Here is a 12,167-nt window from a genome sequence, read left to right on the forward strand (position 1 = left end):
GTCACTAGTGACCGTACACCCGCATCTGGGTATTGGTGATCGCCAGGTCATCAATAAAGATCTGGCCGATCGAGGCCTGCCCCACAATCACCTCCTGCATTCCGATGTCCGCCGCAAAGCTGGGCATATCGATCGCCAGGGAGGAACCACCGTCTGCACGCTGGCCGTTGTAGATGTACAGGTCCACTTCCGCGAACAGGTCCAACACGCTCGGGAAGGTCTGGTCGTAGTCCGCACCGGTCAATGAAAGGCCACGAATGCCCACGGCCGCAAACGGCACATCGAAATCCATCACCTCAATCGCAAACGCAGAACGCAGCCTCATGACGTCGGTGTCTGTATCAATGTGAATAGAGCCACGCCCCAAAACACCTTCAATGAACAGGTTGTCCATCAGCGCCGTGTTCTGGCCGCCCTGCCCCCACAATTCCCACGCACCGGAGGTGACACGGAAATCAATGGCGTTGAAGTATTGCGGGCGGATATTGATGGCCGCATCGCCGTCGGCAAGCACGTCAATATCGATACGGATGTTGTCCAGCAGGTCATTGGAATCCGGTCCACCCAGGCCATTGAAGCCAAAGAAGTCTGTCCGTTCCGCGCCCCCGATGCTGATATCGCTGATAGTCAGTGACCCTTCATCGGTATAGATAAAGCGATCCATATTGATCTTGGTTTCCAGCTCAATGGACACACCGGCCTGGCCGGTAATGTTCCCCATTGCGTTGTCTTCCAGCATCACAATGTCTGCCATTGCGGCAGCAGGCAACCCTGCGACGCCCAGCGCAAGCAGTGTTCGTTTCAGGCCTTTCATTATTATGTTCCTTTTATAGTAGTTTTCACTTCCTGTGGGCCACTACCTCTTACGACGCCACATCACTACTTTAGCGACAGGTATAAAACGGGTACGTGCACCGGTCACATTTAACTGACCTTTTGAACTTTTTTCAGATTTTTTTCTGCACAGTTTTTGACCACAACATCTAGTGGTTTTCAGAAAAACGCCTCAAGACGGCGTTTCTACGGGCATTTCATGATTTTCAAGCATTCATCCATTGATTTTCTTTCGCGATGGGCCGCAATCTATAGTTGTCTTCTTATTCACAGACCACTATATCCTGTTATACTCATTCTATATTCACCCATATATAGGGTTTACACGGCCAGCCAACCACAAGCGGCGCACCAGTGGACCACGCGGGTGACCATCTTTCCTGAAAACCCGCTGTTGCGCCCTTTCCGGAGTTGGCAGCGGGTAATAAAAACACCAGATCTAGTGTTTCACCGGATCTGAAGCACAACCGGCCTTCCAGGCCGAGACATCTTAACGACACATGGGGTATGGCCGGCTGCGGTTTGCAGCGGTCATCAAAAGACATACCGGACATCCGAGGGTGGCAATGAACGCTAAAGCACAGGCAGTGGTAACGACAATCCCGATGCAGGAAGCTTCGCTGGACATCTGGAACAGCAAGTACCAACTGAAAACCAAGACCGGCGAACCCGTCGATAAGGACATCGAAGCAACCTACGAGCGTGTTGCCACTGCCCTTGCCGAAGTGGAAAACAAAGCCAACCGCGCCAAGCACAAGAAAGAATTCGTCTGGGCTCTGCGCCACGGTGCCATCCCCGCTGGCCGTATTACCTCCAACGCCGGCGCGGAAGCCCACAAACCAGCCACGTCCACCATCAACTGCACCGTGTCTGGCTCCGTTCAGGACTCCATGAACGACATCCTGGAGAAAAACCACGAAGCCGGCCTCACCCTCAAAGCCGGTTGCGGTATTGGTTATGAATTCTCCACCTTGCGCCCCCGCGGCGCCTACGTGGCCGGCGCTGGTGCCACCACCTCCGGCCCGCTGTCGTTCATGGATATCTTCGACCGCATGTGCTTCACCGTGTCTTCCGCCGGTGGCCGCCGTGGCGCGCAGATGGCCACCTTCGACGTGCACCACCCGGACGTAATCGACTTCATCCAGGCCAAGCGTGAAGACGGTCGCCTGCGCCAGTTCAACCTGTCCCTGCTGATCACCGAAGACTTCATCGAAGCCGTGCGCAACGGCGACGACTGGCACCTGTCGTTCCCGGTCACCGAGAAAGAAGTGGAAGACGAAGGCCTGGACCTGTCCGACACCACCCAGTTCGTGTACCGCGACTTCCCGATCCAGAAAGGTTACGTGGTCAATGGCGAAGGCAAGGTTGCGTGCCGCATCTACCGCACCCTGAAAGCCCAGTTTATCTGGGACACCATCATGACCAGCACCTACGACTACGCCGAGCCAGGGTTCATCCTGATCGACAAGGTCAACCAGATGAACAACAACTGGTTCTGCGAAGACATCCGCGCCACCAATCCCTGTGGCGAACAGCCCCTGCCCCCGTACGGCAGCTGCCTGCTGGGCTCTGTGAACCTGACCATGTTCGTGGACTACCCGTTCACCGACAAGGCCAGCTTCAACTATGAGAAGTACCGCAAAGTCGTGGGCATCTTCACCCGCATGCTGGACAACGTAGTGGAAATCAACGGCCTGCCGCTGGAAGAGCAGCGCCACGAAATCACCTACAAGCGCCGCCACGGCATGGGCATTCTCGGCCTGGGTTCCACCCTCGCTATGCTGCGTATGCCTTACGGCTCGTCCGAGTCCGTGCAGTTTACCGAAGAAGTCGTACGTGAAATGGCCGTGGAAGGCTGGCGCCAGTCCCTGGCCCTGGCCGAAGAGAAAGGCCCGGCGCCGATCATGGATGACGAGTTTGAAGTTACTCCAAAGATGCTGACCAAGTGCCCGCAGCTGTCCCAGGACGGCTACAAGCTGGGCGACAAGCTCAAAGGCAAGGTGCTGCACGCCAAGTACAGCAAGTACATGCAGCAGATCGCCGGCGTAGAGCCGGAGCTGATCGAGCAACTGGCCGAGAAAGGTGGCCGCTTCACGCACCACACCTCCATCGCGCCCACCGGCACCATCAGCCTGTCATTGGCCAACAACGCCAGTAACGGCATCGAGCCGAGCTTCTCGCACCACTACGCGCGCAACATCATCCGCGAAGGGCGCAAGACCAAGGAAAAAGTCGACGTATTCTCCTTCGAGCTGCTGGCCTATCGCCACCTGGTTAACCCCGGTGCAATGCCCTTCTCCGAAGAAGAAGACAAGCGCCTGCCCCAATACTTCACCACGTCTGAAGACGTGACGCCGGCGCAGCACGTGGACATCCAGGCCGCGGCCCAACTGTGGGTGGACTCGTCCATCTCCAAGACCGCCAACGTGCCCCAGGACTTCGCGTATCCGGACTTCAAAGACATCTACATGTACGCCTACGACAAAGGCCTGAAGGGTTGCACCACCTTCCGCTTTAACCCGGAAGCCTTCCAGGGCGTGCTGGTTCAGGAGAAAGACCTGGAAAACACACTGTACGAATTCACCCTGGACGACGGCAGCAAGGTGACCCTCAAGGGCAACGAACAGGTGGAGTACGACGGCGAGCTCCATAACGCCGCCAACCTGTTTGATGCGCTTAAAGAAGGCACCTACGGCAAATACTGATCCCGGGAACCGACACAGGACAACGAACATGACCGTTAAAATCAGCAACAAAATCGTCGGCTACCGCGTAAAGAAAGCCGACCCAGAAGCAGCTCAGCCAGCCGCGCAGCCGGAAAACAAACCGGTTGAGATGAACGAATACATCGAACGGCCGGACTTCCTGCTGGGCACCACCTACAAGATCAAACCGCCGGTGGCCGAGCACGCGATGTACATCACCATTAATGACATCCTGCTCAACGAAGGCACTGACCACGAAAGCCGGCAGCCGTACGAAGTGTTCATCAACTCCAAGTCGATGGAGCACTTCCAGTGGGTTATCGCCCTCACCCGCGTTGTCTCCGCCGTGTTCCGCAAAGGCGGCGACGTGACCTTCCTGGTGGAAGAACTGCGCAGCGTGTACGACCCCAACGGCGGTTACTTCAAGAAAGGCGGCGTGTTCATGCCCTCTCTCGTCGCCGAAATCGGCGCCGTAATCGAGAAGCACCTCAAGGCCATCGGCCTGATTGAAAGCGAGGAAATGAGCGAAGTCACCAAACGCATCCTCGCCGAAAAACGCGCCGAATTCGAAGCCAGCCACACCACGGCCACGAACGACGACAAAGCCGGCGACTACCCGCCCAACGCCACCATGTGCGGCAAGTGCAACACCAAGGCGGTGATTGTGATGGATGGGTGTGCGACTTGCCTGTCTTGTGGCGATAGTAAGTGTTCATAGCCATATAAACTGGTTACTTGATAGCTTTAACAGATTTACAATCTTTGACCCCCGAAACCTTGTTCTTCGGGGGCTTTTTATTACTATTCCACTTCCCCATCACTTCGTAAGATCTTAGTTGCTGAACGGGTTAAACGCACTATACTAGCGGATACATAAGAATAATCCTTCAAAACCTTGTTTTTATTGTTTTTTATAAAACAAGTTTTATCTTTTAGGTTTCAAGTATCCAAATGTCATCTAGACCAAAAGCCCCGAAAAAAGTTGTGCAGTTCTCACACATTACGCCTAGAGAACAACGCTTTATGATTGTCGACCGTGAGACGGGGGGTTCCTACCCCGTTACTGCGGACATTCCTAAAAAGAGGCTGGACTTACCCCGGTGCAGTAGACACTCCTAGCCTATGATTGGACTTACCCCGGTCCACTAGACACTCCTAGCCTATGATTAGAGCATAGGAGGAACTGTCATGAGCAGCCAACGTTACCCCCCGGAATTCAAGAACGAAGCGGTTCGACAAGTGCTGGAACGGGGCTATACCGTCGCCGAAGTGTCGCAACGACTGGGAGTCTCGGCTCACAGCCTCTACAAATGGGTTAAGGCCGTGAAACCGGATAAGTCTGATGAACAAGCCGCCGAGTTGGTCGAAGCCAAGAGCGAGACTCTCAGGCTGCGTGCTCAGATGCGCCGGGTTGAAGAAGAGCGGGATATCCTAAAAAAGGCCGCTCGGTACTTTGCCAGAGAGCCCGAGTAAAGTACCGGTTCATCAACGATCACCGACACCAATTCGACACCATGACCATGTGTCGCGTGCTCCAGGTGGCTCGCAGCGGATTCTATCATTGGCTGCATAAGCCCTTGTCTGACCGAGCGATTGATGACCAGCGGCTGCTAGCGCAGATCCTGGCATCTTATCAAGGCAGCTCTGGCGTGTACGGCGCGCCACGAGTGTTTCTGGACCTTCGGGAGGCTGGCGAAACCTGCGGCAAGAACCGAGTCGCCCGGTTGATGAAAGAGCATAAAATCAAAGCACTGCGAGGCTATAAAGCGCCCAGGGTGATCGCCGGGAGGCCGTCGATCCTTACCCCGAACAAGCTTCAGCGCGAATTCACGGTGAGTCACCCGGACAAAGCCTGGGTAACCGACATTACCTATCTCCGCACCTGGCAAGGCTGGTTGTATCTGGCGGTGGTGGTCGACCTGTTCTCACGCCGCGTGGTGGGCTGGTCGATGAAACCCACCCTGCACCGTAGCTTGGTGGTGGATGCGCTGCTGATGGCCGTTTGGCGTCGGCGACCGAAGGAAAAAGTGTTGGTGCATTCGGATCAGGGCAGCCAATACGGCAGTGATGACTGGCATCGTTTCTGTCTAGCCCATAACCTGGATCCCAGCATGAGCCGTCGGGGTAATTGCTGGGATAATGCGGTGGCGGAATCCTTCTTCAGCAGCCTGAAAAAGGAACGGATCCGCAAACGGATCTACAAAACCCGTGACCTGGCCAAAGCAGATGTGTTCGACTACATCGAAGTGTTTTACAACCGAGTCCGGCGTCATACCCACCTGGGAGGCGTCAGCCCAGAGGCCTTTGAAATGGCCTCCGTTTGAGGCTGGGGTGTGTCATGCGTATCGGGGTAAGTCCACCGCCGTTTTAAACCCGTCCGTGGAAACGGGGTAGAACCCCTAACTAATGGGGCGTCTCTATTTTGTTGGGGGGAATACCATAATGTTCGCTTACTTTTGTATCGTTTAGCAGTAACGCCCTTCGGGTTTCAGAAGGCAACTCACCAAATAGCTTCTTATAATCACAAGACAGTCTCCCTAAGTGCATAAATCCGTAATCGAACGCAACCTCAGTAACATTTTTCGCGCGGCCACCTAGCAATTCCTCCCTAACCTTCTGAAGCTTTCTGTTTTTTATATAACTTCTAGGAGTTGTTGAAAATGAGGCAGAGAACATATTATAAATTGAACGAACGCTAACCTTTGATATAAAACATAACTCATCTAAGCTAATATCATTCTTCAGATTATTATCTATATATTGAGTAATTTTTTCCATGCAGGGATGAGCATTCACAGACTTCTCATATATATTAAAATTTCCTTGAAATGTTCGCAAAATTTTCTTTACCATAATTTCTTTGTATGGATCAAAAACACAAAAAAGGTCAGAGTCAAAATTCTCAACCTCCAGAAATACAGACTCAAAGAGTTTCACCAATGACGGGAAACAAAAAAGGCTTACTGGAAGTCGTTTGAAACGAATACCTGATTTCGGAATATGCCCCAGATCACCAATGACAGCAGACTGAAATTCGCTTTCAGGCACATTAATGATTAGCTTTTCGCAGTCATGAGAATAGTCAAGTATTATTAATTCATGCGGATTTAATATTATTGCGTCACCTTTCTTCAAAAGAACTTTTTCGTCCTTAAAAGTGATCTTGCACTCGCCTTCCGTTATTATTTGCAAGTGAAATGCATCTTCTAGCTCCGGACTTTTGATTTTTACCTCACCACCATAGGAAATAGAGGATAGCCCAAGCCCAGAAATTTCTGTAAAACTCAAACGTGATAGAGATTTTTGGCTATTCATTACTTCAATTGTGTGACGGCCAATTTTTTTGTTTACAAATTCCGAGACCACTTCCGGATGAGCGAATTCGAAAACCGTCGCCTGACTTAAAACATTAGCTAGCAACTTAGTCATCTTATTTATCCTATTTTTGATTTTTGTCATTGTGATTTTAGGAAATTTTAGCCTATTCGAGCCCAAAATCCATTGCAGTAGGTGATGACGGGGTCAAAAGGAGTCCTGATTATACATAAGGCTCATCATCTTCAGGGCCTGATATGGCGTCAGTGGTTTTCTCGCGGCTACCGTAAGAAAGCGTAGAATCATAGCCTTGAGCCTGACCCGTGACTTCAACCCGTCGAAAGTAGGCGCGCAAGGCCTGCAATGACGGGGAACTGCACGATACAATGTCGCCGGACATCCAATCGCCCAGTCAATGCTCTTGGCTCATGCGACGTAAACACCTAGTTAAGGCGATCAATAGCGAGATCAAACTGGTTCTGGGCTTCCGTCAACTCGGTCTGCGGGGGCTCGACACAGTGCAGGGTGAGTGAGATCTTATCTGCCTGTCGCTCAATCTCTGGAGGATTAGTTTGCTGATGAGGCTGACGTAGCGATTTGTTCACGTTACTTCTCCGAAGAAAATTTCGCAGTAATTGCCGGGGCTTAACGCTCCAGTTTCTTTGCAGATTGGCCACCAATGCCGAAATGCTGCTTGGGCATTTCCGTGATCATCACCCGGATACGATCCATTGGCGCATCCAAGGAACGGGCCATAGCCTCACTCACTTCCTGGATAAGAGTTTCCTTTTGCTCGTCGGTTCTGCCTTCAATAATATAAAGTTGGGCAATGGGCATAGAGCCTCCTTGTTTATACAAATCGGCCAGAAACAGTTCCCAGCCCCTGGTAGCGTACGGTGATATTGTCACCAGGCTCCACGGCGATCGCTGCGGTGATACCGCCCGTCATGATGAAGGTGCCCGCTGGGATATGTTCACCCCGTTCTGCCAGCAGGTTGGCCAGCATCGCCACGCTGGACGCCGGATGACCAAGCACGGCAGCGCCCGCACCTACATCGACAACTTCACCGTTCTTCTCGACCACCACACCCAGGGTTTTCAAATCCACATCCGCCACATCGGCCATCTGGCCGCCAGTGATAAACCGGGTTGATGAAGCGTTGTCTGCCACGACGCTCACCAGGTCGAACTTGAAGTTCTCGTAGCGGGAGTCAATAACTTCCACGGCAGGGATCACAAAGTCCGTTGCTGCCAGCACTTGGCCGATATGGCAGCCGGGGCCTTTCAGGGGCGCCTTGGTGACGAAGGCAATCTCGGCTTCGATTTTGGGGTGAATCAACTCTTTGGTGTTGACCACGCCGCCATCGGGCACGCTGAAATAATCCGCCAGGAACCCGTAGATCGGAGTCTCAACACCCATCTGGGCCATCTTCGCCCAGGAGGTGAGTCCCATCTTCATGCCTACGATCTTGTTCCCGCGGGCTTCCTTGCGACGACGGATTTCCCACTGCACGTCGTAGGCATCCTCAAAGGTCATGTCCGGGTAGTCGTTGGTGACCTTGGTGATGTCGTGTGCCTGCAGTTCGGCGTTTTCCACGTGCTCGGCCAGCGCCAGCACCTGATCTCGGCTTAATGTCTTGCTCATGCGTTTTGCTCCTTCTGTGCCGCCAGCAGATCCAGCGCCACGTCCACAATCATGTCTTCCTGGCCACCCACCATGCGGCGTTTGCCCAGCTCCACCAGAATATCCACGGTCTTCAGGCCGTACTTCTGCGCCGCCACTTCGGAGTGGCGCAGGAAGCTGGAATACACACCGGCGTAGCCCAGCGCCAGAGTTTCACGGTCCACTCTGACGGGACGGTCCTGCAGCGGCCTGACAATGTCATCAGCCGCATCCATCAGGGCGTACACATCAGTGCCATGCTCCCAACCCATCTTGTCGAAGGCTGCAATGCACACTTCCAGCGGCGCGTTGCCGGCACCGGCACCCATGCCGGCCAGGGAGGCATCAACCCGGTCACAGCCTTCTTCCACCGCCACGATGGAGTTGGCCACACCGAGAGCCAGGTTGTGGTGGGCGTGAATGCCGGTTTCGGTTTCCGGCTTGAGAACGTCCTTGAGCGCCCGGAAGCGATCACGGATGTCGTTCATGTTCATGGCGCCGCCGGAGTCGACCACGTACAGGCAGGTAGCGCCGTAGTCTTCCATCAGCTTGGCCTGCTCCGCCAACCCCTGTGGGGTCTGCATGTGGCTCATCATCAGGAAGCCGACGGTGTCCATGCCCAGCTTGCGGGCGTGCTCAATGTGCTGCCTGGACACATCCGCTTCGGTGCAGTGGGTGGCCACACGAACAATGCGGGCGCCGGCGTTGTAGGCGTTGTCCAGGTCGTGGACGGTGCCGATACCAGGCAATAACAGGGTGGCGATCTTGGCGTGTTCGATGACATCAGAGACTGCTTCAATCCACTCCAGGTCAGTGTGGGCACCAAAGCCGTAGTTGAAGCTGGAGCCCTGCAGGCCGTCACCGTGGGCCACTTCGATGGAATCGACCCTGGCCTTATCCAGGGCACGGGCAATGTCCTGCACGTTCTGGATGGAGTACTGGTGGCGAATGGCGTGGCTGCCGTCGCGCAGGGTCACATCGGAGATGTAGAGTTTTTTGCCGGGATTGAATGTCATGGGAATACCCTCCTCAGTTGACCAACGATTCAGCAATACGCTCGGCGGTGCCGAGGGCGGCGGAGGTCATGATGTCCAGGTTGCCGGCGTAGGCCGGCAGGTAATGGGCGGCGCCCTCCACTTCCAGGAAGATGGAGGTCTTCAGGCCGCTGAAGCGGCCCAGGCCCGGGACGTTCATGGGCTGATCTTCAGGAATGTCGTCAAACTGCACGGTCTGCTTGAGCCGGTAGCCCGGCACGTAGCTATTGACGGCCTTGACCATCTCTTCAACGGAGGCTTCCACTTCGGCCTTGTCTGCGGCATCCGAAAGCACGTAAACGGTATCTCGCATCAGCAATGGCGGCTCCGCAGGGTTCAGGATGATGATGGCCTTGCCCTTGCCGGCACCACCGACCACTTCAATCGCTTTGGAGGTGGTTTCGGTGAACTCGTCGATATTGGCGCGGGTACCGGGGCCGGCGGACTTAGAAGAGATAGAGGCGACGATTTCGGCGTAGTGGGCCTTGGCCACTCGCGATACCGCCGCCACCATGGGAATGGTGGCCTGGCCACCACAGGTGACCATGTTGACGTTGCCCTCGGCCAGATGTTCCTCCAGGTTCACCACCGGCACGCAGTAGGGGCCGATGGCCGCCGGGGTCAGGTCCACCACACGGATATCGGGCTTGTGTTCCCGCAGCAGTTTGTCATTGTGAACATGGGCGCCGGCGGAGGTGGCGTCGAACACCACCTGGATATCGGCGAACTCGGGCATTTTCACCAGACCTTCCACACCTTCGGCGGTGGTGGCCACGCCCATGCGGGCGGCACGGGCCAGGCCGTCGGATTCGGGATCAATCCCCACCATCACCCCCATCTCGATGTGTTCGGCGGCGCGCAGGATCTTGATCATCAGGTCGGTACCGATGTTGCCCGAGCCGATGATGGCGGCTTTGATTTTGTTGCTCATGATGTTGTCCTCTTCAATCCGGGTCAGGCGAAGCGCACGGAAGCGCTGCCGATACCACCGATATCCACGCGCATGTAATCACCGGCCTTGACCGGTTCCAGCGGCACCAGGGAGCCGGACAGGATGACCTCACCGGCTTTCAGGGTGATGCCAAACTCGCCCAGCGTGTTAGCCAGCCAGGTCACGCAGTTCACCGGGGAACCCAGGGCCGCAGCGCCGGCCCCGGCGCTCAGCACGCTGCCGTTCTTTTCCACCACCATGCCGCAGGTCACCAGGTCCACCTTGCGGGGAGAAACCGCCTGATCGCCCAACACAAACAGACCACAGGACGCGTTATCCGCCACGGTGTCCTGGATGGCGATCTTCCAGTCCTGGATGCGGGAATCGACAATCTCGAAACAGGGCATCACACACTCTGTGGCTGCGAGTACGTCGGCATTGGTAATCCCGGGGCCGCTCAGGTCTTTCTTCAGGATGAAGGCAATTTCGCCCTCGGCGCGGGGTGCGATCAGCCGGTCGCTGATGGGCACGACTTCGCCACTGTTGAACACCATGTCGTCGGTCAGATAGCCGAAATCCGGCTGGTGAACATTGAGCATGTTCTGAACCGCCTTGCTGGTCACGCCGATCTTCTTGCCGATAATCGAGGCGCCATCCGCCAGGCGGCGTTCAAGCATGCGCAGGGAAATGTGGTAGGCATCGTCAATGGTGATGTCTTCGCCACGGCCGGTCAGCGGTGCAACTGCTTCCCGGCTGAGCATGGCCTGGTAAAGCTCGTCACCCAGCGCCTGTATACGTGTCTGTTCCATTATTCTGCTCCTGAAGCCGCTTGATCGGCCTCGGTCAGAAAGTCGTTCACCAGCCGGGCAAACCGGCTGGCATGTTCAATCTGGGTCCAGTGGCCGCAACGGCCAAACACGTGAAGCTGGGCGCGGTCAATCAGTTCTGCCAGCCTGAGTGATGCCTTCAGGGGAATCACTTCATCTTCGCGGCCATGAAGAATCAGAGTCTCGTGGGGCAACGCACGAATGTCCTTCTCCTCGCTGGCCAGATTGTCGACCCAACGCTGACGCGGTGCCGGGAACATGGCGGCAAAGGATTCCTGGAAACCGGGGCGGATGCTGGCCTGATAGCGCATCTCCGCCAGTTCGTCGGTGAGCAGGCCTTTGTTAAAGGCAAACACATCCATCAGGCGGCGCATATTTTCGAGGGAAGGCTCGTAACCCCAGACTTCATCCAACCCTTCGGTGATGGGAAAACTAACACCTGCCGGACCCATCAGCACCAGACGACGAATCCGCTCCGGGTGCTCAATAGCCAGGGCCAGGGCCAGGCCGCCGCCAAAGGAGTTACCCACCAGATCCACCTGTTGCAGATCCAATGCATCCATAACGCCAATAGCATGAGCCACCCAGCGTTCCCGATTATAGGTGTTGTCTTCAGGGCGCTCGGTGTACCCGAAGCCGAGCATGTCCGGAGCCACCACACGGCGGTGCTTCGCCAGCTCCGGAATCACCAGGCGCCAGTTCGCCCAGGCGGTCACGCCGGGGCCGGAGCCGTGAATCATCATGACCGGAACATCACTGTTGCCATTGGCGGCACCATGGTCATGCACGTTGGTGCGGTAGCCGGCAGCGGTTATCTCACGCCCGATTTCCGGGCTGTTTTCAGGTGCAGTCATAATC

12 protein-coding genes and 1 pseudogene are annotated in these 12,167 nt (G+C 55.3%); 3 read left to right on the top strand and 10 right to left on the bottom strand.

Annotated features, from left to right (window positions below; all coding sequences use genetic code 11):
- Positions 1-4: 4 nt before the first annotated feature.
- Positions 5-814, bottom strand: a complete 810-nt coding sequence (locus MDG893_RS03840; protein ID WP_007152409.1) for a DUF6160 family protein — start codon at positions 812-814, stop codon at positions 5-7.
- A gap of 586 nt (positions 815-1,400) precedes the next feature.
- Between MDG893_RS03840 and MDG893_RS03845 the strand changes: the two genes are divergently transcribed.
- The 3 genes from MDG893_RS03845 to MDG893_RS03860 all read left to right on the top strand — a co-directional run bounded on the left by MDG893_RS03845 (position 1,401) and on the right by MDG893_RS03860 (position 5,863).
- A complete protein-coding gene (locus MDG893_RS03845) occupies positions 1,401-3,539 on the top strand; it encodes an adenosylcobalamin-dependent ribonucleoside-diphosphate reductase (protein WP_040474238.1) in 2,139 nt (712 codons plus the stop codon).
- A 28-nt stretch (positions 3,540-3,567) separates the two neighbouring features.
- Positions 3,568-4,257, top strand: coding sequence for a TSCPD domain-containing protein (locus MDG893_RS03850; RefSeq protein WP_007152411.1), 690 nt, complete (start codon positions 3,568-3,570; stop codon positions 4,255-4,257).
- A 470-nt stretch (positions 4,258-4,727) separates the two neighbouring features.
- Positions 4,728-5,863 (top strand): IS3 family transposase gene (locus MDG893_RS03860; RefSeq protein WP_425268448.1). Its coding sequence is split into 2 segments (ribosomal slippage): positions 4,728-4,980 and positions 4,980-5,863, totalling 1,137 coding nucleotides; the frame shifts between segments, so codons are not numbered across the junction.
- 79 nt (positions 5,864-5,942) lie between these two features.
- Here the strand turns inward: MDG893_RS03860 and MDG893_RS03865 are convergent.
- The 9 genes and pseudogenes from MDG893_RS03865 to MDG893_RS03895 all read right to left on the bottom strand — a co-directional run bounded on the left by MDG893_RS03865 (position 5,943) and on the right by MDG893_RS03895 (position 12,163).
- Positions 5,943-6,968, bottom strand: coding sequence for an AraC family transcriptional regulator (locus MDG893_RS03865; protein ID WP_007152414.1), 1,026 nt, complete (start codon positions 6,966-6,968; stop codon positions 5,943-5,945).
- A gap of 109 nt (positions 6,969-7,077) precedes the next feature.
- Positions 7,078-7,178, bottom strand: a pseudogene (locus MDG893_RS21370) (IS1595 family transposase); the annotation flags it as partial.
- A 119-nt stretch (positions 7,179-7,297) separates the two neighbouring features.
- Positions 7,298-7,459: a hypothetical protein gene (locus MDG893_RS20875; RefSeq protein WP_157132742.1), complete on the bottom strand. Its 162-nt coding sequence runs from the start codon at positions 7,457-7,459 to the stop codon at positions 7,298-7,300.
- A 40-nt stretch (positions 7,460-7,499) separates the two neighbouring features.
- A complete protein-coding gene (locus MDG893_RS03870) occupies positions 7,500-7,691 on the bottom strand; it encodes a 2-hydroxymuconate tautomerase (RefSeq protein WP_007152415.1) in 192 nt (63 codons plus the stop codon).
- 13 nt (positions 7,692-7,704) lie between these two features.
- On the bottom strand, positions 7,705-8,499 hold the full coding sequence (gene dmpH, locus MDG893_RS03875; protein WP_007152416.1) for a 2-oxo-3-hexenedioate decarboxylase: 795 nt from the start codon (positions 8,497-8,499) through the stop codon (positions 7,705-7,707).
- Positions 8,496-9,533, bottom strand: a complete 1,038-nt coding sequence (dmpG, locus tag MDG893_RS03880) for a 4-hydroxy-2-oxovalerate aldolase (RefSeq protein WP_007152417.1) — start codon at positions 9,531-9,533, stop codon at positions 8,496-8,498. The genes dmpH and dmpG overlap by 4 nt, the downstream gene beginning before the upstream one ends.
- 13 nt (positions 9,534-9,546) lie before the next feature.
- Entirely contained in the window at positions 9,547-10,482 is a 936-nt protein-coding gene (locus MDG893_RS03885; protein ID WP_007152418.1) for an acetaldehyde dehydrogenase (acetylating), read from the bottom strand.
- A gap of 23 nt (positions 10,483-10,505) precedes the next feature.
- Positions 10,506-11,291, bottom strand: coding sequence for a 2-oxopent-4-enoate hydratase (gene dmpE / locus MDG893_RS03890; protein WP_007152419.1), 786 nt, complete (start codon positions 11,289-11,291; stop codon positions 10,506-10,508).
- Complete coding sequence (locus MDG893_RS03895) at positions 11,291-12,163, bottom strand: alpha/beta fold hydrolase (RefSeq protein ID WP_007152420.1); 873 nt, start codon at positions 12,161-12,163, stop codon at positions 11,291-11,293. The genes dmpE and MDG893_RS03895 overlap by 1 nt, the downstream gene beginning before the upstream one ends.
- Positions 12,164-12,167: the final 4 nt, after the last annotated feature.

The sequence above is a fragment of the Marinobacter algicola DG893 genome (genome assembly GCF_000170835.1).
GTDB lineage: Bacteria > Pseudomonadota > Gammaproteobacteria > Pseudomonadales > Oleiphilaceae > Marinobacter > Marinobacter algicola.